Consider the following 18,763-nt stretch of genomic DNA (forward strand, 5'->3'; position numbering starts at 1 on the left):
GCACCTTGCGTGGTTCACGCGTCAGGTTTGCGGGATAACCATCGCGAAGCGCAGGCCCTTCCCGTCGATGGCGCGCTCGAAGCGACCGCCCAGGCTTCGCTCGATGGTCTGCTTGAGTAGCCGCGACCCGAACCCGGTTCCATCGGCCTTAGGCACCTCCGAAGGCGCTGACCGCTCTCGCCACGTCACGTGCATCCCATCGGCGGCCATCTGTCCCTGAACCTTGAGGGTCCCGCCGCCCGAAAGGGCCCCGTACTTGGCCGAATTGGTGGCGAGCTCGTGAAAGATCATCGCGTAGTCGTTGACCTTGCCTTGGGTGGCAACCACGGCGTCATCGATGTCGATCTCGATATTGTTGCCGTGCCTATAAGGCGCCAAGATGCGCTCGGCGAGGATGCCCATCGAGACGTTCCCGCTCTCGCCTTGCTGAGCGCGTGTTGCCAGGACGGTCGCCTCGTGCAGCACGCCGAACCGCCGCGACAGGTCCTCCGCGAAAAGCGCCGCCGACGTTGCGTCTCGGGCGACGATGGAAGTCAGTGCCCGGGCTACGGTGAACATGTTCGAGACCCGGTGCGCGAGTTCAGCGGTTAGAAGCCGTTCGGCCTCCTCGGCCCGCTTGCGGTCCGTGATGTCGAGGAAAATGGCTTGAACCCATTCCCCGACCCGACCGGCGTCCCCGCCGACACCTCGCGCCGAGATCCAGCGCGCGTCCGCACCCTCGCCAATACGGAAGTCGAAGCTGTAAGGATGCGGGTCCCGCTCACTGGCCGCCCATTCCTTCACCATCGCACTGCGATCGGCGGCGTTGACGCGCGCGAACAGCACGTCGATGTCGACGACGGCTCCGGAGACGCCCCAGAACTCGCGACACAGGCTGTCGAGCTGGGCTACCCGTTGGGTCGGCGACCACGCCCAGAGGCCGACGCCGCCCCGGTGAATCGCGCCGGTGAAATTCGCCAACGTCCACTCGTCACCGGTCAATTCGAGCCCCCCGTTCATGTCGTTCTCGCGTGCCTGCCTATCGGGGTGACCCGCCCGTTGCGATGCCGGCATATAACCCGCGGATGACGTGCCGGCTCCGGCATAGCTCGATCACGCTGTCATCCTCCGCGAGGATGCGCGAACAGGGCCTCGGGCGGGAGACCTGTCCGGCATCGCGAGCCTTCAGTGACGAACGAGATGGCGATGATTGTCCGATCGGGTTCCGATTCGGCCGCACGCCTTGCAGAAGACATCATCGCCGAGATCGAAAGACCGTACGCGCTCAACGAGTGCGCCGCTTCCATTGGCTGCAGCCTTAATTTGAGCGGATGCGAGGATCGGTCGAGCCCTGAAGAGCTGATGCAGTGCGCCGACGTCGCTCTCTCCGAGGCGAAACGCCGTCGCCGAGGACGCGCAGCGGGCCGCGGCGCAGCGTCAGGAGGCACCCGCCACCACGGCAGCCGTAACACGTTCGCGCAGGTCCAGAAACAGGGGCGAAGGCATGAGCAAGCTCCTTCACCTACCGACGCGCTACCCGCAAACTCGTCCCAATCAGCGCGGGGCCGGCTCCGGAGCTTCAAATTAATAGTCCATGAACTATAGCAATCTCGGAGATTCGGAGCGCGATTCAAAGCTCGCCGGATGTATCTCGAGGCGGAACTGGCGCCTAATTCGCGTAGTTGTGCTCGATACGGACAGAAGCGATACCGGATCTGAAAACAATCATACAAAACTGAGGCGCCGAATGCCCTGGAACAGTCGCTGGATGCGCGTGCTGGTCGGCGTGCTCCTCCTGAGTGCTGCCATCCTAGCAGTCCTTCCAAGCTTCACAGGCTACACCAGCCTAGACGGCACCGTGAACGCGCGCTTCGCCGTCGTGTCGGCGCCCATCGAGGGCGTGGTCTCCGATACGCCGCCTAAGGTCGGGTCGGCGCTGCCCGAGGATACCTCGGTGTTCTTCATCAACAATGGCCGCATCGCGCGAACCGCCGAGGCGCAATTAGATGCTGACTTGGCTGCATCCAAGGAAAAGTTGCGGGCACTCGAGCTGCAAGCGAAGGATCTATCTGCACTCAAAACTGATCTGATCGGTCGCCTCAGAGAGTACCAGCAGGCGAGCATAGTGAGCATTCAGCAAGAGATCATCATCCGTCAGCAGCGCATCGCGACGGCGCAGGCCAACAAGACCTCCGCCGAGGCGGACCTTGCGCGCAAGCAGACGCTCGGCGCGACCGGCGTGGTGGCAGGGAGTTCGGTCGAACAAGCCCGCGCCGCCTCAGTCGGCGCCGGCAGTGAGCAGAACATCGCCAAGGCCGAGCTGGAGCGGCTCCAGCGCCAGTTGGATGCGCTCAAGCGCGGCACCTTCGTCGGCGAGGGCCGCAATGACGTACCCTACTCGCAGCAGCGTATCGACGAGGTCACGATCCAGCTCGCCAACGTCGAGGCGCAGATCCGGATCGAGAAAGCTCGCACCCAGCAGTTGAGCCTCCAGCTTTCTTTGGAGCGCTCCCGGAACGACCGGCTCTCCTTCGTCGCGGTGCAGGTTCCGTTCAAGGGTGTCATCTGGCGCAACAACGTCGTGGCTGGCTCAAACGTGCTGGTCGGCAACGAGTTGATGCGCCTGCTCGACTGTCGCGACCTGTTCGTGGACATCCTCGTGGACGAGGTGAACTACGATGAGATCAAGCCGGGCGACAGCGCCGATGTACGGCTGCTCGGAACGTCCCAGGTGATCCCTGGTCGTGTTTTGTCGGTGCGCGGGTCGGCAGCCGCCGTCGAAGAGGTGGTGCTGGCAGCGATCCCGCCGCAAAGCCGGGGCAAGAATGCCCGCATCCGGGTCGCGCTCGACCCGAGCGATATGCAGACCGATTACGCCAATTTCTGCCAGGTGGGTCGCACGGTTCAAGTTCGGTTCGCGCGTGCCGGGTCGTCCCTTCAAACCGCCCTCGATCCGGTCATGAATTGGGTGAAGGGCCTGTGGTTCAGCATCTCGTGAGCCTCGGGCCGACGCTTTTCGTAGCGGCCTTCTTCTTTATCTTCGCCCTGAACTGGCCGCGGGATCGCACGTGGACGCGCGCGGTGACTTGCGCCTTCGTGCTGCTCGTCGCCGTGCGCTATCTCTGGTGGCGCTTCTTCCACACCGTCTTGCCCTACCCAGCGGATCGAAGCTTCGGCTTCTTCTGGACGTGGTTCGTGTTCTGCGTCGAAATGGGTGCCTTCGCCGACATCCTGCTCTTCCTGGTGGCGATGAGCCGCTACGTCGATCGGCACGCCGAGGCCGACCGCCTGGAGCAATCGTTCTTCGCCACCCGCCCTGACAGCCTGCCCACCGTCGACGTGTTCATTCCGACCTACAACGAGCCTCTGGATGTTCTGGAACGGACCATCGTCGGGGCTCTCGCGCTCGACTATCCGCGAGACAAGCTGAAAATATATGTCCTCGACGACAAGCGCCGCGACTGGTTGCGCGCCTATTGTGAGTCGAAGGGCGCGATCCACGTCACGCGCCCGGACAACAGCCACGCCAAAGCGGGGAACATGAACAACGGCCTGAAGGTCTCGTCGGGTGCCTTCGTCGCGATCTTCGATGCCGACTTCGTGCCGTACCGCAATTTCCTGCGCCGCACGCTGCCCTTCTTCCGGGACCCGACCATCGGCATCGTTCAGACGCCGCAGCACTTCTTCAACAAGGACCCGGTACAGTCGAACCTCAATCTCGAGAAGGTCTGGCCCGACGAGCAGCGGCTGTTCTTCGACGAGATGGCCACCTCCCGCGATGCCTGGGACGTGAGCTTCTGCTGCGGGTCCTGCTCCATCGCTCGGCGGGCCGCCATCGACGCGATCGGCGGCTTCCCGCACGACTCGATCACCGAGGATCTGCTCACCACGCTCGCGATGCTCAACAAAGGCTACAAGACCCGGTACCTCAACGAGCGGCTGTCGATGGGCTTGGCGGCCGAGAACCTGAAGGGCTACTTCGTGCAGCGCGGGCGCTGGTGCCGGGGCGGCATCCAGACGATCTACCTCCATAACGGCCCGCTGCGCGGTCCTGGCCTCAACCTGTTCCAGCGGGTGATGTTCATACCCCTGTCCTGGTTGGTTCAGTACACCGTCCGCTTCGTGATCCTGATCGTGCCCGCCGTCTACCTGTGGACGGGATCGGCGCCGCTCTACTTCACCGGCACCGAGGACATCGTGCGCTACCAGCTTCCTGTGCTGGTCGGCTATTTCCTGCTGATGGGCTGGCTCACGCCGACGCGGTACCTGCCCCTGATCTCTTCGGCGGTCGGCACCTTCGCGACTTTCCGCATGTTGCCCGTCGTGCTCTCCAGCCTGATCAAGCCCTTCGGCGTGCCCTTCAAGGTGACGCCGAAGGGCTCGGGCAATGAGGAGTCCGAGTTCGACGCCTACACGTTCCTCTGGATCGCCTCCTTGATCGCGATCACGTCGCTCGGTCTTATCGTCAACATCGTACCCGAATGGTCGCGGATCGGTGAGGGCGAGTTCTCGGTGGTGTCAGCCTACTGGGCGGTAATCAATATCGTGGTTCTGATGATCGCTGCGCTGATCTGCTTTGAGAAGCCACGTCCCCTCGTAGAGTCCTTCTCCACGAACGAGCGCGCACGCGTGCTCGGTGTGAGTGAGACGTACCGCGAGGCGCGCATCGTCAGTCTCTCGCTGGACGGGGGAATCGCTGAGTTCGCCACGCCCCCGGGCCTGCGCACCGGTGATTACATGTGGGTCGAGATGGACGCCTTCCCGCACCTGCGCTGCACAGTCGAGAAGGTCGCGGCTCCGAAGGCGGGCAAGCCGGTCAGCGTGAAATTCAGGTTCAAGCTGGAGGGCGAATGCCGCGACCGCATGATCGTCAAGCTCTACACAGGCCGCTACAGCCAGGACATCCACGACCTCGACAAGTCGGCTATCGCAGGCGGGGTATGGTCGCGGATGTTCGGCAAAAGCCCGGAGATCATTTAGCGCGCCTCCGCGCCGAGCCGTGCGGAGGCTTTGACGAAGTCGATCTTACCGAGGGTGGCAGCATCCGAGCTTTCACCCGGTCGCTGGCCGATTGACGCGGGTGTAGCGCGGCTCGTCAGGTCGCTCGGCCGTGCTTTCGTGGAGACGGTCCGGCCGTCGGAGTTGCACGTCATCCTGTATGCTTTCCACAGCAAGCCGTAGGTGCCGAAGGCGACCATAAACCTCAGGAGCCTCGACCCAGACGTGGGACTGCCTTCGACGAACGAAGTGACCCTGTCTGAGTTGGCCGCGAGCTGGCAGCGCATTCTCAAACAGCAAGTCTGTCGTGCAGCGGACAGGCGGGAAATAGTAATTTACAAATTTGCTCCACGGCAATGCAATGAAAATTACAGTTATAACTGTATTATAGAAAGTTATTTGTCGTCCGCATAATATATATAATTTCAATTGGAAAATTTTCGAGCATGATTGAGACAAAATTCTTGGACCTCACTGGTCGATTTGAGCTGCCCATCTTGAGAGAGCTGCATTGCCCTCTCACCGGCATTCCACGAGGCGCGGCCGATTTCGGCCCGGTCAGTGGATGAACAAGCCCCCATCTTCACATCGGCGCCGATGCGCTCCTCCGTCGATTTCAAAAGATCGCTGCCACGGCCTGTCGCGGACTTGAAATTGCCCAGACATGTGTTCGCTATATGTAATTGGACGTTGCAGGCAGCTATCGCTCCATCTGCTGCGCCCGTGAGCGCGCCGAGCACTAAGATCCCGCCGATCACGTATGCTGATGCCACAGAGGTTCTCCTCTCCTGCACGCCAAGGAGGCGCTTGGGTTTGGAGATCTCATAGTGGACCACAGATATCTAGAGAATTAATTTTGCGACGCAGCGGCTTGGGTGCAGGATTTACGGCGCGGAGCGTTAGCAGACGTTTAATTGTAGAATCTTCGACATGAAATGTCTATATACTGGCATTCATTGCCGCATTAACCGTTTCATGATGCCGCCGCTTTCGAGAAGAGCATTGATGCGTTCCTTTAACACGATGGGATCACACGTGGTCGCGGGCGACCGTCCGCAGAGGGCGGGTGCGAGCGCATCAGCGCGCGACTTGCTGCGGGATCTGGTGCGAGACCTTGATCAGAAAATCCGCGCGACTCCGGGCTCATCTTGGCCACGTGGTCGCGGATCGCCCCCGCTGAGGATGTTTCGGAGGCGCCGGTGTCACCCTCACCCCCCTTCGTGACCGCGAGGCCGACGAGATGGCGCGGCCCGGGCTGATCGCCCTCCATCGTCGCGAGGGCCGACCTTGATGAGCGACGATCAGCCAGGTCGTAGTCGAGCTGGTTGGCCGCATCGACTTTCGTCAGCGGCAGGATAGGGACAGCTCGGGCATGAGGCCTCCGACGGAGACGCGGTGGCGCACCGTGGCCGAGGTCAGGGCTGGTGGGTGGCGCGGTCGTTGAATCGGAGCCCGCGACCGTCTCGATTTCAGTGAGCGCGGGACCGTGGAGCGTCTCGGACGTTCTGCACAAGGTCGACCGGTCGAACAGCCCGCCCTCGCGCGGGGCGGGCCTCTGTTCGAACTGGCCTGCCACCGCGTACGCGCCGAGCGGGATCTTGTCGCGCTCGGCGCGTACGCGGGAAGCGCTCCGGGAACAGCAATTCGCCGTCGAGCGTGCGCGGATCGGCAAAGCTCGGCGTCCGGCAGCCGCGGTCCGGCTCGAACTCCATTGGCAGCATCAGGTGAACGTAGCCCGGGCCGAGCCGCAGGATCTCGCCCGTTACGTCGCGCTCGTGCAGGCGCTGCATGATTACCACGATCGCGGAGCGCCGGGTCGTTGAGGCGCGTCGTCACCGATTCGCGGAAGATCCGCAGCGTCCGCTCGCGCTCGGTCTCGACCATCTCGGTGAAGCGGGGATCGTCGATGATGACCCGGTCGCCGCGGCTCGCGGTCAGCGTGGCGAATGGCATGCCCTCGCGCGAGCCGGTCGCCGTATTGGCGAACGCGATCGCGCCCGAGCGGGACAGCGCGCGGTGCGGCCAGAGCGCCCGGTACCGCGCGCTCGACATCAGGTCGTGCATGCGCCGCCCGTCGCGCAGCCCGGCGAACCCGCGCAGGCCTGGATCAGCGCACGATCGAGATGGCGCGCCACTAGGGCGTCTCTGCAAAGTCATCTGAGCCAGAGCATCGTCATGCCGAGCGTGACGATAGCGAGGTAGTTTGCGGCTAGCTTCTCGTAGCGGGTGGCGATGCGGCGATACTGCTTGAGCCGGCCGATCAACCGCTCGACCTTGTTGCTCTGGCGGTAGGCGGGTTTGTCGAAATCGAGCTGGCGGGGCTGATCCTTGCGGGTGGGGATCACCGGCTCGACCCGGCGTTGTCAGAGGCGACAACGGGCCGGCGGACTGGAGTAGCCCCGGTCGCCTGCCGTCCGGCGGGGACGTAGGCGCGGGCGGCCTCGCCCTGGACGTGGCACCGCGCCCTTGTCCATGAGCGCATTCAACGCAAACTGCTCGTGGCGCTCGCCCGCCGTCAGCACCGCCGTGATCGGCTTACCCCCGCCCTCGGCACGCAGATGCAGCTTGGTCGAGAAGCCACCCTGGCTGCGCCCGCGCGCTTCGCCCACGCCCTCGACGGTCGCCTCACCCCCCGACGGCGCCGGACCGGCGTGCCCCGGCGGCGTGCTGGTGGGCGCGCACCACCGTGGCGTCCACGAAGTGCAGGTCCCAGTCGAGGTCGCCGCGCGCATCCGCCTGCGCCTGCAACCGCCGCAGCACCCGGTCGAACACGCCGGCCTTGCGCCACCGGTAGAACCGGCTCGACACCGTTCCCACAGCACGATAGCGCGCCGGGAGATCCTCCCAGGATGCGCCCATGCGCTTCGATCCAGAGCATGCCGTTGAGGACTTGCCGGTGATCCTCCGCAGGCCGGCCCGTGCGCGGCTTCTGCGGAGGCAGCAGCGGGGCGATCTGCTCCCACTGCGCGTCAGTCAGTTCGAGAGCCTGACCGTCACTGAAAAGGCCATGCCGCTCCGCGGCACGCATTCGGCCGGTCCCGTGAAACCGATCGACGTTCCGAAGAGCAAGGTGCTCATCGGCGGCACGCAGATCGGACTTGGCCTGCAGACGGCAGCGATAGCCTGCGTGATGTCGGAGCGCGGTCGTAGCAGCATTGGCGTCGCAAACAGGATCGACACCGTCTGGTCGATGGCCCGTCACGCGGCGGCCACTCTTCCGGAATTCGCAAGAAAACCCGACGAAGTTCGGCTCGTGCAGGACTATCTGCGCACGGAGGTCAGTGCAGACTTCGAACTGATTGCGACGCTTGAGCACGGGGTCGGAGTCCATCACGCCGGCCTGTCGGACGAGATCAGGACGCTGATGGAATGGCTTGCCGAGGCCGGTCACCTTAGGGTCTGTGTGCAACCTCGACCATCGCGCAAGGCATCAATTTCCCCGTTTCGTCCATATTCCCGGCATCGCGTCACGTTCCGCAAGATGGACGCTCGATCGAGATGTCTCCGCGCGAGTTCTGGAATCTAATGGGTAGGGCAGGGCACATCGGGCACGATAGCGTCGGTGTCGTCGGACTCGCGGAGGGCACCTCCCGACGCGAGCTCATCGAGTACGTCGGCCGGAACACCGGTGCGCTGGCCTCACGCTCGGTCTCTCTGATCGACGATCTCGAGGCCCGCGGACGTCTAAACGAACTTCAATCCATCATCTATGCGCCCCAATGGGTCGATTTTCGGTGTTACGTCGCGCATCTTTGGGCCGAGAAGAACCTCGACGCGGTGCTCGCCAAGTCCGAGCAGCTTCTCAGGCAGACCTACGGCTACGCGACGTTGCGCAACGATCCGAGTGCGAGATCCAAGGCAGACATGTTGCTTGACGCAACGCAGAGCTACGCCCGCAACCTTGCCAAGAATTCCGGCTTTGCCGACCTCGCAGACTTGACCGGGTTCTCTCCCGAAGGCGTTCGGGAAGCGCTCAAAGGCCTTCAGAATCTGGAGAAGAAGCTCACGCCGAGCGACTGGGCACCGGAAGGCCTGTTCGGAAAGAGCGGCAAAATGGCTGATCTCTCCGGAGTCATGTTGCAGATTCTTCAACTCAAGGAGGAGCTGGAGAAATACAGCGGCGAATGTTTAGAAAATGCGCTATTATCTATTGTCAATTAAGATTTAATCAAGAGCAACGCTCTTGAAGAGATGTCCAAAAAATAATTTTTGAAGGGAATAAATGTATCAGATACTGATGCCCTGGCTGAACCCTTCAGGGTGCTCTATCGAGCGATCGTCAACAATGGTACGTGGGGTATTTCAGCGCTCAGCCGCATGACCGGAGTGAACTTCGACGCGCTGACCGAGCGGGGTCGACGCCGTCTCGATGCGCTTCCTGCGATGATCTATCATGGAGTTCGTACGGAGGCGGCCGTGCTGATTGCGGATGAACTCTGCACCACGAAGCGCAGCGGAAAAACTCGCCGAGCTGTATCGATCGACCGTAAAGGATGACGATGCTCAGTACCCGGTGGGAAAGGCACGACAGTGCTTGAACGCCATGGGTGCCGTGGACTGGAACGCGAGCCGACCCGCCGATGCCGTTCTGACCGGCGAAGGCTATCGCAACCTTTGGCGGGTGCTCTCCGGTGAAGGTGGCTGATGTATCTCGGCGATGAGCTCGACCGGGCTGCCGGAGCCGGGAGAGGTGACGACTGACAGCGCCTGAGCCGGTATCGAGCTCAGGCCGGACATCCCGAAACAGATCGATACGCCCGCGATTGTGCGCTTCATGCCCCACTCCGTCGTGACGTCTTGGAACTGAAGCAGCGAACCGCTTGGCTTAGCAAGTCTTCATAAGCCATCGAGCCGCACGATGTTTGCGAAAACTTTTCCGAAACGGCGCAAAGCTATACATTTCGAACCGACATATGATCGCCGGTGGTGAGATCGGTTGTCCGGTTTCTATCGCGGGCCGGCCGTCGGTCGCTTCGTGTCCGGACAGCGGGCCGCGTCGTGACGAGCGGCACCGTGCCGTCAGGGTACCCGGCGACCACCTCGGTCTACGTCGCCGAGTCGATCAAGCGGCTGAGCCGGAACATCTCCGCTCCGGCCCTTCGATACGACGGTGCGACCGTTACCGCTGGCGAACTGCTCGCGTCCGTGCATCGCTACGCCCGCGCCCTGTTCGGCATCGGGATCCGGCGAAGCTCGCTCCTAGCCCTCCTGGCCCCGAACTGTCCGGCGGCCCTCGCCGTGCGCTACGCCGCGAACTTGATCGCAGCCGCGACGACCTTCCTGTCTGTCACGGCATCGTCGGCCGCGCAGGCGGAACTCCTGGGATTGACGGCGCCGGACCTCCTCGTTGTCTTCCCCGAGACCGCGAAGCTCGTCCCGGTTGATGGTGGCATCGGGGTGGCCTCGGCCGGAGGCGGCGTCGCCGGCTCCGGCCGAGGCCACTCGATGCGCTGGCCGAGGGCCCAAGCCACCGAGTGGTTCGCCTGCGCGGCCAGGCCGGACGACCTCGGCGTCGTGATCTCCTCCGGCGGCAGCACGGGCGTACTCAAGGGGAGTTGGCGCACATTCGCCGCCTACGCCGCCATTGTCGACGTCCTGAGTTCCGCGGAAAGGCGTCAACTCGTCAACGGACGCCTCGCGTACCTGTCCCAAGTGTTGGTCGACATGACCTTGCTCGGCGGGGGAACGGTCGTGCTGCGGGACGGCTTCGATCCGGCCGACACCCTCGGCATCATTCAGCGTGAGCGCATCACGGACCTCTTCCTGGTCGAGCCGCAATTGTTGAGCTCATGGACCACCCGGACGTCGCGCGGCGGGATCTCTCGTCGCTGCGCTGCCTGACGCATGTCGGGGCGTCCGCGCCGCCCACGCTGCGCCGCCAAGCCCGCGCGCGCCTCGGCCCGGTCGTCGCCCACACCTACGGGGCCAGCGAGATGGGCTTGATCAGCGTCCTGCCGCCCTCTGGGCACGACATCTCCGACGCCGAGAGCTTCGGCTCCGCCGGGCCCATCCTTCCCGGCGTCGAGGTCAGGTTCCGGCGGGGCGAGGGTGGCCTCGCGGCTCCCGAAGAGGGGGGCTCGGTCGAGGTGCGTTCGCCCGCGATGGCCAGCGGCTACCTCAACCGGCCCGATCTGGACGCGGCGGCCTTCCACGATGGCTGGTACCGCTCCGGAGACCTAAGACGGCTCGATGCGGCCGGCCGCCTGCATACTCTCGGTCGAGCTGTGGACGCCCTCTCGGTCGATGGACGCACGCTTACGCCGACGATGGTCGAGGACACCCTCTGTGGCGTCACCTCCGTTCGGTACGCCGTGGTCGTCACGAACTGTGGACCGCGACCTGGACCGCGGTTGTGGAGGCGTGGCCGGAGGACGCCCTGGATGTCCTCGCCTGCCAGCGAGCGGTCGATGCCGTCCATGGTCCCGGCATGGCGTCGCGAGTTCGGTTCCTCCCAGTGCCGCGGGTCCCGCGCACGGAGCAGGGCAAGCCAGACCGGGAGGCAGTTCGCGCCATCGCGCGGGTTGGCGAGGACTGCACTTGACGAGCCTGCGCCCACGGAAATGAAACGCGTCCGCGCGCCGCTGTTGGCCGCGGCGGCATCCGCCTAAGCCGCGCGGTACCCGGTCTCAGTCGAATCACCTTCTCCCATCCTGTAGATACAGCTACCGGGACGTCCGCTTCGGAGATGGCTACGAAGCGTGCTGAAAGGTCGGGATGGGCGCCAAGCCGAACGTCCGGTTCTGCGCGCCATAACGATTCTGTACGACGGATTCTGGCCGGAAGCAGAACGGGCGCTTCGGAGACGACCGACAGGAAAAGCGGAAGGCCTCGGACCGACCCAACCCAGCCGCCCGATTGGCCAGGGGCGCATCTACAAAGCGGTCGCTGGCCATCTGTTCGATACAAGCCCGGCCTAGCGCTTACGATCCGAGCCATCAGGTACCGTCACCTGCAACTCGGTAAACACCCTTCGTGGGATGACCACGCCGACGATCTGGCCATCTGCCGCGATGAAGCGGGCAGCTACGGTGTCACCCCCGTCGATGAGCTCGATATCGATCAGTTCGCGGACAGCCACAGCCGTCGCAACGGGCTTTTCATCAGGCATGGCTGGCTTCCCCATGCCGAACAGATATCATGTACAGCAAGTACCATACCTCACGAAGTCGTGAGATGTGAGGCGATGATGACCTCCTTGAGGCAACGGGTGGTCTCTGCCGCGAACAGCTTCGGTAGGAGCATGTCGGACTTTTGGATCGAAGAACTGCTGCGAAAGAACCCTGACATCGTGACGGCCGACGCGGAGGTCACCGCTCTGTTGCGTCGTCTTCGCGTCTTGCACCAAGAGGGGCAGGACAAATCTCAGACCGCAGGGTTGTTAGTGACGAAGCTGAAGCGGCTTTTCCGACTGAGGGATCAACGAGATTGCAATATTCAGCGTGTCGGCGAAAGAGATTAATGTCCTTCTCAGTGTCGGTTCTAGGCATTATCCTCCAAAATGAACCAGGTGGATCGATCCTGAGCCACCATCTAGATTTCGACCTCAGGTCATTCGGCGTTAGCCTGTTAGGCACCGTCGAAAGCGGACTGATGGACTATCTGCGATACTGCGCGATCTAACCGCTACGGCGGCATGGCATCGACCACCGCTTCCGCAATGGCTGCAGCCGGTCGGCGCAGTGATGAGACTCAGGGCCGCGCCTTGCCCGGCAGCGCGGCCACTACGGCGTTGGGGGAAGCGCTGCAGCCGGCAGGCACGATGACCTTCATGGCAAGCTTGTCCCGCTCGCTGGCCGCAACGAGGCCGACGAGACCCATCGCGCGACGCAGGACGTGTAGCGCACTCAGCTTCATCGCGCCATTCGGATCGTGCAGAATCCAGCCCTGATATACGTAGAAGACTCGGTCGCCCTGGTCGGGCGGTGCCACTAGAAGCGTGTCCCGGCCGTGTGAAATAGGCTCTACGAACTCGATCATGACGGGACCGGCGCAAGCGCCTACCGGAACCGCACGGCGCGGGCCCTCCGCCCGCGGCAGGAAATGGTCTGCATTCGCAGCTACGATAGTGGTGGGTTCCAGAGCCGGCTCGAGCAGACAGCAGGCGTAGAGGCGCCCACACACCGAAATGACGAGGAGCAGGCAAAGGACGGCCAACGCCGCGCGATCGGCCGGCCTCAGGCCTTTGGCGGGGCCGAGCACGGCTCGCTTCCGACGGCACGCTCGACGACAACAACGATCGGCAGCACCGAGGCCGTGGCAGCCGCGAGGGCGACGATGACCGAGCCAATGCCATCGTGCCAGAACGAGTAGGCCTCCTGCGAGGGCAGCATGGCCAGGATCCGAGCAACGTTGATCGCCACGACGAGTGCGGCGCTCGCCGCCAGGGCTGCGGCCGCCCCACGGGTGGCCCGCCGGCCGGCGATCCTGAGCACGCACAGCCAGATGAGAGCCGCCAGCGACAGGTTGTGAAACGCTGAGCAGCCCTCCAGCATGACGATTGACCAGCCCGGGCGGCCGCTCAGGTAGAGGCCACTGGCATACAGGCCTGGGATGGCCGAGCGCCCGACCCAGGCCATGAAGGCTACCTCGGCGGGGGCGATAAGGGGATAGAACAGCTTAAAGGCGAGCTTGCTCCACAGCTCGCACAGGGAAAGGGCGAGCCAGACCTGCCCGACCTCGACCAATAAGCGATCGTGGGCGCGCCGGGCGATCAGCCAAAGGGCAACAATCGTCATGCCGGCATAGACCGCGTGGGCCTCGGGCAGGAGCCAGGGCAGGGCGCAGACGCAGAGGAAAGCGAGGTCGATCGGCTGCAGCGCGGACCGCGTCTTGCGCGAGAAGAGCACGAGCGCGACGACAGCGACGGTGGCGAACATCTCGCCGAGATCGAGCTCGATCAGGCGCTGCGTGCCCGGATCGTGCTCGAGCAGCAGGCGCTGCAGCGCCGCCGAGAGGGCCGTGCCGCAGGCGAACACCAGCATTGCCCAGCTGGCGGCCGGCATGGCGAAGAGTGAGGCCAGCTCCCGGCCGGTCACCGCTACGAACCCCGACTGAGACGAAGTCTGCGCCTTCATGGGTGGGCCTGCAGGTCAAGCTTACGACTTGGCCTTGCCTGCTCGTCTGCGGCGCAGGAACGCGAGGGTGCCGCCGGCGAGGGCGAGGCCCAGCATGGCGTTGACCTCGGGTGAGGGTGCGCCTCCGGAGTGATCGCCGCCATCTCCGCCGCCGAGACCGTTGGAATGACCCGGAATGGTGCCATTTCCGCTGTTGCCGCCGCCTGCGCTGTTACCGGGAGCCGCCGAAACAGCAGTGATCGACCCGAGAGTGATCGCTGAAAACAGCACAGCGTGCCCGATCGACCGAATCATCATCTCTGTATTCCTACCTATCGATGCTGCAATTTCCGTTTATCAGCATCGTTGCCTTAACCCGTCAAGCATAAATTTTGTCCGATGGACAAAATGAGTATTTGTAAACAAATCTGATGCATAAACGTGTGACGGCGAAAGGTTATGAACTTGCGCCGTCTGGATGCCGGGCGTCTCTGGCGGTGGCTTTAAGGAACTGAGTGCATTTCAGACTGCCTGCCCGGCACGGGGTCCGGCGGAGCGACTGCGCCCTGCGCCGGCTCGATGCGCTCACCTCCGGGAACAGGGGCGCAGAGCCGCGCGCGAGTGCGCGGCCTATAGCGTGGCGGGACGCCTCCCGAAGAATGGCGCATAATCGAGAACAGCGGCGGTGTAGCGGGGGCCTGCCGGGCGCCCGTGGGTCACGCTCCGTCCTAGGTCGGGCTAACGACGTCTGCCTTCGTGCATTGTCGCCTGGAAGCGGACCGGCGGAAGTCCACCCACCTCGGCCATTCAGAGAACCATGCCGGCGGGGCTGGACTTGGCCGAAAGCTGCCGGTCGGCTTCGGAGTGGTGCTGCCGGAAGAGCGGACGGCCTCCAATCGTCCCAATGCAGTGGTTCAAGCGCGGCCATGTGGTTTACCTGAGCGGATGCAGGTTTCGCTACCACTTTGGCAGGGATGCGCCCATCCCAGGCAATCAGCAAGCTCCTCCTGCATCCCCAAAATTGAGCAAAATCGCCCCGATTGGCGCCTGCCTTTCGATCCTCTCAGTCCTTTCGAATGCTCTAGGTTTAAAGATTATTTCACGGACCATCATCGACAAATAGTTCATACTGGCCCTGTCGGCGCCTGTTGGCAGGCAATCGGTCCCGGTCGAAACTGGTACCATCGCTCAGCTTTTAAGAAGAAGGTCTTCCCTGCGCCGTTTGCAGGCGATGGGTCAATTTCATTCGGTTGCGCCGCCACTGAGTGCGCTGGCTGAGGCAATCACAGACGCTATCCAACTCCTCCAGATCCAACCTCACAGGTGGGAGCGATCCGGCCGGCATCCGGGGATCCCGCCGTAGCGCACACGTGGGGCGAACCTCTCTGCTTCCCGTGGTTCAGAGCCATCTTGTCGCGATCATGAACTCAGAGAGCGCAGTCTTGCCTGCCTCGGTAATGGTCCACTCAACAATGGGATGACCGCGCAGATGATGCAGGCGCGGACCTCCGATCCGCTGGATGAGCCCCAGACGTTCCAGGAGAAGATTCCTCGTATCGTCGGCCGCCATCTCGCGATTGCGTACACCGATCAGAGCGAGGCGTTCGCCTTGCGTCCTCTTCAAGAGATCGCTCACCGCTTGGCCTGTTCGCCTGCGTCGGTGGCACAGATTGAGATCACAAGGGCCCGCCAGTGATCGCCTTACCTCTTGCTGCGCACTAATTCGCAATACAGGCTCGTCAGAGCGAATGATCATTCCCTCGCAGTCGGTTATGATGTTTGCGGTCGTGATGCAATCAATCATCATGAGGCGCTCAACTCTCTTTACAGAGCAGCACTGTGACCCGCAATTTCAGCGCCTCGCTCAAAGATTATTTGTCTCGCCAATAGTGAGGCGACTGCCACATCCTGTAATGCGCGATCACAGTCTTGCGCGTCGCAAAGCAGGCCCACCTCGGCGCCTCCCAGAAGGATCGACGGAGCAGCGCTCGCTTCAGCTCCCCTCGGAGAGCCTAAATCAGATAGCTGGAAGGGCCTCCTTATGCTTTCATCAACTCGCCTTGAGGTACTTCTCCATGCTGGCACCGAGGCCGGCGGAATGCGCCTCGAGCTTGTCGGAGATCCGCCGGACCATCTCTGCGAGCTGTCCCGTCTCTCCGGCCGCGGCCGAGACACCGGTGATGTTGGACGACATCTCCTGGGTCGAGGCGGCCTGCTCCTCGACGGCGCTCGCCATGGCCAGCGTGAGTTTCGAGAGCTCGGCCACCTCGTCGGTGATCAAGCGGATCGCCGTCACGGCCTCGCCGGTCGCCTTCTGGATGGCGTGGACCTTGTGCGTGATCTCGCCGGTCGCTCTCGCCGTCTGGCCGGCAAGCTCCTTGACCTCCGTGGCCACTACCGCGAAGCCACGACCGGCCGCACCCGCGCGCGCCGCCTCGATCGTGGCGTTGAGTGCGAGAAGATTGGTCTGGTCGGCGATAGACTTGATCATTCCGACCACCGCGTCGACCTCGCCGGCATTGGCGGCGAGGTTGCGAACCGTCACGTCCGTCGCCGTCGCCTGGTTGGCGATCTGCTGGGTACGCTCGGAGACCCGCCCGACTTGACCCGAGATCTCGTGGATCGAGCTGGTCATCTCCTCGGATCCGGCCGCCACGGAGTTCGCGCGCTCGCTCGCCGCGTCCGCCGAGCGGTTCAGGCCCTCCGCCGACTCCTTCATCTCGCCGATCGCGGTCCCGAGCGCCTCGACGAGGCCGGCGACGTCCGCGGCCATGGCGAGTTGTGCGGTGATGACCGACCATGTCAACATCGGCCCGACATAGGCTCCGTCCGCGTCGGTGATGGCGGAGACCTGCAGATCGAGGGTCTCGGGTCCGACCTTGATCTTGGTGCGGTGGGGCAGTCGGCGCGCGTCGGCGAGCATGTTCCGCTGGTGATGCGGGTTCTTGTGAAACACGTCGAAGGACTTGCCCATCATCTCGGAGACCTTGATCGGCAGATGCCGCTCGATGGCTTCCAGAGTCTTGCGCGAGGTGTTGTTGATGTAATTGATCTTGAAATCGTTCTTCGGATCCGCGGTCATGACGGCGACCGGCATCTCGTCGATCATGCGCAGCAGCCGGTTGGTCTCGCTCTTCTTGGCCGTGATGTCGCTGGCGAACTTGATGACCTTGAACGGCTTGCCGTCGGAGCCCAGGATCGGGTTGTAGGTGGCTTCGAGCCAGACCCTCGCGCCGGACCGCGCGCGGCGGGGGAACTCACCGGACATGAATTCGCCGGCCCGCAGCTTCGACCAGAATTCATCATACTCCGGACCGTTGGCCGTCTCCTCGCTAACCAGGATCCGGTGGTGCTTACCCTGCAGGGAAGCGAGATCGTAGTCCACGACGGCCAGGAAATTCGGGTTGGCGCGCAGGATGGTGGTAATTACCCAGGCCTATGATGGCAGGGTTCAAGCGCCGGTGGTTTTGAGGATGGTGCTGAAGGGGCTGCTGCCTGTGATGCGGGCGGTGTCGACGACGGTGCGAATGGCGGCTTCGCCCTCGGCCGCCCACATGGCGCGATAGCCGTTGGTCACCTTCCGCTGCACGACAGCGGGACGCAGCAGCCGCTCGGAGCCGTTATTCGTCGGCTCGACCTTTCCGGGATAGGCGAGGAAGACCAAGAGCTGATCGCGCGCACGGCTGATTTTGGCCTGCAGGTCGCGGGTCAGATCACAGCGGCTCGGCGTGGCCAGGATAGCGCCGAGTTGCCGATCCAGGCTCCGGCGCTTGGCCGAGAGCGTCGAGGCAGCCAAGTCTGTGACGCGCTCGGCCAGGGCGAACACGCTCTGTAGCCAGAGTTGCAGGCGCCAGGGGACGGGATCGTCGCTGACCTCGACGGCGTAGGCAACATCGCGGGCCAGATGCGCCAAGCAGGTCTGGTGCTTATCCGCATGGCCCTGTTGGGCGGTGTAGCGGTCGGAGATCCATACCGCCGGTCGGTGTCCGTCCATCATCTCGCGCACCACGACAGCACCGCGCGTCGGAGACGGCGTGTGCACCACCGCGTCGCCCGAGTGGAACAGCCAGTGATAGGCGTTCGAGCCTTCGATGCGCACGCCGGTCTCGTCGCAGGCGACGACCTCAGCCCGGCGCAGGGTCGTGATGGCCGCGTCGCGACCCGGACGGAAGCAGCCCTGCGCGCGGCGGAGCAGGTTCATCAGCCCGCCCTGGCTGAGCGTGAGGCCGAACAGGTCGGAGAGCACCGCCTGCAACCGTTCGTACGAGAGCGCCTGGAAGGTCTTCAGGTACGTCGCCACCGCATGCAGCCGCGGACCGAAGGGCGTGCCGCGCGCCGCCTCCGGCACCGGTGCGACCACCCGCTCCCCACAGCGCGGGCAACGGACCGCGAGCCGGCGGTGCTGCGTCACGATCGGCGCCACCGCGGGCAGCTCGATCTGCTCGGCGACGCTGACGACCTCTGCCGGAAGAGCGGCGTGCAGGCTGGCGCCGCAGCACGCGCACGCCTCGGGACGATGCTCGACGAGCGTATCGGGATCGTCGCTCACGACGCGGCTGTGACCCTCGTGACCGGGCTTGGCGCCGCCGGGCTTGGAGTGCTCCCGCTGCTCCTTGCGATCGGTCGCGGGCGGCTTGGACGAGGTGCGCGACGTCTTCTCTGGCCGCTGCAGCCGCAGCACCAGCTCGATCAGCTCTTCGCGGCTCAGCCGTTCCAGTTCGCTGCGGCCCATC

At 63.7% G+C, this 18,763-nt stretch carries 17 protein-coding genes and 1 pseudogene; 9 read left to right on the plus strand and 9 right to left on the minus strand.

Features of this window, described 5'->3' with window-relative positions; all coding sequences use genetic code 11:
- Positions 1–21: 21 nt before the first annotated feature.
- On the minus strand, positions 22–999 hold the full coding sequence (locus tag J3A75_RS05260; RefSeq protein WP_053620294.1) for a sensor histidine kinase: 978 nt from the start codon (positions 997–999) through the stop codon (positions 22–24).
- A gap of 727 nt (positions 1,000–1,726) precedes the next feature.
- On the opposite strand from J3A75_RS05260, the gene J3A75_RS05270 reads away from it, so the two are divergent.
- On the plus strand, positions 1,727–2,977 hold the full coding sequence (locus J3A75_RS05270; protein ID WP_209649755.1) for an HlyD family efflux transporter periplasmic adaptor subunit: 1,251 nt from the start codon (positions 1,727–1,729) through the stop codon (positions 2,975–2,977).
- Positions 2,959–4,959, plus strand: a complete 2,001-nt coding sequence (locus tag J3A75_RS05275) for a glycosyltransferase (protein WP_024831176.1) — start codon at positions 2,959–2,961, stop codon at positions 4,957–4,959. Before J3A75_RS05270 ends, J3A75_RS05275 begins: the two co-directional genes overlap by 19 nt.
- 443 nt (positions 4,960–5,402) lie before the next feature.
- Here J3A75_RS05275 and J3A75_RS05280 read toward each other — a convergent pair whose 3' ends face one another.
- Entirely contained in the window at positions 5,403–5,750 is a 348-nt protein-coding gene (locus tag J3A75_RS05280; protein WP_159392704.1) for a hypothetical protein, read from the minus strand.
- 651 nt (positions 5,751–6,401) lie between these two features.
- Here J3A75_RS05280 and J3A75_RS37210 point away from each other — a divergent pair.
- Together J3A75_RS37210 and J3A75_RS37215 are read left to right on the plus strand one after the other, a co-directional pair.
- Positions 6,402–6,800, plus strand: coding sequence for a hypothetical protein (locus J3A75_RS37210; protein WP_159392705.1), 399 nt, complete (start codon positions 6,402–6,404; stop codon positions 6,798–6,800).
- Positions 6,797–7,138, plus strand: coding sequence for a hypothetical protein (locus J3A75_RS37215; protein ID WP_158682002.1), 342 nt, complete (start codon positions 6,797–6,799; stop codon positions 7,136–7,138). The genes J3A75_RS37210 and J3A75_RS37215 overlap by 4 nt, the downstream gene beginning before the upstream one ends.
- Here J3A75_RS37215 and J3A75_RS05295 read toward each other — a convergent pair.
- Positions 7,131–8,005: pseudogene (locus J3A75_RS05295) on the minus strand (IS5 family transposase). The gene J3A75_RS37215 and the pseudogene J3A75_RS05295 overlap by 8 nt on opposite strands.
- A 470-nt stretch (positions 8,006–8,475) precedes the next feature.
- On the opposite strand from J3A75_RS05295, the gene J3A75_RS05300 reads away from it, so the two are divergent.
- From J3A75_RS05300 to J3A75_RS37345, 4 genes are all read left to right on the plus strand, one after another.
- Positions 8,476–9,138, plus strand: coding sequence for a hypothetical protein (locus tag J3A75_RS05300; RefSeq protein WP_159392706.1), 663 nt, complete (start codon positions 8,476–8,478; stop codon positions 9,136–9,138).
- Positions 9,139–9,237: 99 nt separating this feature from the next.
- Positions 9,238–9,474 carry a hypothetical protein gene (locus tag J3A75_RS05305; protein WP_133250852.1) on the plus strand — a complete coding sequence of 79 codons (237 nt, stop codon included), beginning with the start codon at positions 9,238–9,240 and terminating at the stop codon, positions 9,472–9,474.
- Positions 9,475–9,975: 501 nt separating this feature from the next.
- Entirely contained in the window at positions 9,976–10,818 is an 843-nt protein-coding gene (locus J3A75_RS05310; protein ID WP_051475906.1) for an AMP-binding protein, read from the plus strand.
- Positions 10,767–11,585 carry an AMP-binding protein gene (locus J3A75_RS37345; RefSeq protein WP_051516175.1) on the plus strand — a complete coding sequence of 273 codons (819 nt, stop codon included), beginning with the start codon at positions 10,767–10,769 and terminating at the stop codon, positions 11,583–11,585. Before J3A75_RS05310 ends, J3A75_RS37345 begins: the two co-directional genes overlap by 52 nt.
- Before the next feature lie 305 nt (positions 11,586–11,890).
- On the opposite strand, the gene J3A75_RS05320 is transcribed toward J3A75_RS37345, so the two are convergent.
- The 4 genes from J3A75_RS05320 to J3A75_RS05335 all read right to left on the minus strand — a co-directional run bounded on the left by J3A75_RS05320 (position 11,891) and on the right by J3A75_RS05335 (position 14,348).
- Positions 11,891–12,085 (minus strand): hypothetical protein, encoded by a 195-nt coding sequence (locus J3A75_RS05320; protein WP_133250851.1) that lies wholly within the window; start codon positions 12,083–12,085, stop codon positions 11,891–11,893.
- 581 nt (positions 12,086–12,666) lie between these two features.
- The gene (locus tag J3A75_RS05325; RefSeq protein ID WP_159392707.1) at positions 12,667–12,954 is read right to left on the minus strand and encodes a hypothetical protein; all 288 of its coding nucleotides are present in this window, start codon (positions 12,952–12,954) and stop codon (positions 12,667–12,669) included.
- A gap of 197 nt (positions 12,955–13,151) precedes the next feature.
- Positions 13,152–14,051, minus strand: a complete 900-nt coding sequence (locus J3A75_RS05330) for a hypothetical protein (protein ID WP_209649757.1) — start codon at positions 14,049–14,051, stop codon at positions 13,152–13,154.
- 21 nt (positions 14,052–14,072) lie between these two features.
- Positions 14,073–14,348 carry a hypothetical protein gene (locus J3A75_RS05335; RefSeq protein ID WP_209649759.1) on the minus strand — a complete coding sequence of 92 codons (276 nt, stop codon included), beginning with the start codon at positions 14,346–14,348 and terminating at the stop codon, positions 14,073–14,075.
- A gap of 1,159 nt (positions 14,349–15,507) precedes the next feature.
- Here J3A75_RS05335 and J3A75_RS05340 point away from each other — a divergent pair.
- Complete coding sequence (locus tag J3A75_RS05340) at positions 15,508–15,726, plus strand: hypothetical protein (RefSeq protein WP_070998443.1); 219 nt, start codon at positions 15,508–15,510, stop codon at positions 15,724–15,726.
- 354 nt (positions 15,727–16,080) lie between these two features.
- Here J3A75_RS05340 and J3A75_RS05345 read toward each other — a convergent pair whose 3' ends face one another.
- Both J3A75_RS05345 and tnpC read right to left on the minus strand, forming a co-directional pair.
- Positions 16,081–17,457: a methyl-accepting chemotaxis protein gene (locus J3A75_RS05345; protein WP_209650908.1), complete on the minus strand. Its 1,377-nt coding sequence runs from the start codon at positions 17,455–17,457 to the stop codon at positions 16,081–16,083.
- Between the two features lie 24 nt (positions 17,458–17,481).
- The gene (gene tnpC, locus J3A75_RS05350) at positions 17,482–18,762 is read right to left on the minus strand and encodes an IS66 family transposase (RefSeq protein ID WP_209649719.1); all 1,281 of its coding nucleotides are present in this window, start codon (positions 18,760–18,762) and stop codon (positions 17,482–17,484) included.
- Between the last annotated feature and the right edge of the window lies 1 nt (position 18,763).

This window comes from Methylobacterium sp. PvP105 (assembly GCF_017876975.1).
GTDB lineage: Bacteria > Pseudomonadota > Alphaproteobacteria > Rhizobiales > Beijerinckiaceae > Methylobacterium > Methylobacterium radiotolerans.

Excerpts from the sequence above, each read along its gene's own strand:
- J3A75_RS05340 (WP_070998443.1), top strand. The coding sequence starts at position 15,508 with ATGACCGCGCAGATGATGCAGGCGCGGACCTCCGATCCGCTGGATGAG.
- J3A75_RS37345 (WP_051516175.1), top strand. The coding sequence starts at position 10,767 with ATGGACCACCCGGACGTCGCGCGGCGGGATCTCTCGTCGCTGCGCTGC.
- J3A75_RS05300 (WP_159392706.1), top strand. The coding sequence starts at position 8,476 with ATGTCTCCGCGCGAGTTCTGGAATCTAATGGGTAGGGCAGGGCACATC.
- J3A75_RS05270 (WP_209649755.1), top strand. The coding sequence starts at position 1,727 with ATGCCCTGGAACAGTCGCTGGATGCGCGTGCTGGTCGGCGTGCTCCTC.
- J3A75_RS05260 (WP_053620294.1), bottom strand. The coding sequence starts at position 999 with ATGAACGGGGGGCTCGAATTGACCGGTGACGAGTGGACGTTGGCGAAT.
- tnpC (WP_209649719.1), bottom strand. The coding sequence starts at position 18,762 with ATGGGCCGCAGCGAACTGGAACGGCTGAGCCGCGAAGAGCTGATCGAG.
- J3A75_RS05330 (WP_209649757.1), bottom strand. The coding sequence starts at position 14,051 with ATGAAGGCGCAGACTTCGTCTCAGTCGGGGTTCGTAGCGGTGACCGGC.
- J3A75_RS05325 (WP_159392707.1), bottom strand. The coding sequence starts at position 12,954 with ATGATCGAGTTCGTAGAGCCTATTTCACACGGCCGGGACACGCTTCTA.
- J3A75_RS05320 (WP_133250851.1), bottom strand. The coding sequence starts at position 12,085 with ATGCCTGATGAAAAGCCCGTTGCGACGGCTGTGGCTGTCCGCGAACTG.
- J3A75_RS05335 (WP_209649759.1), bottom strand. The coding sequence starts at position 14,348 with ATGATGATTCGGTCGATCGGGCACGCTGTGCTGTTTTCAGCGATCACT.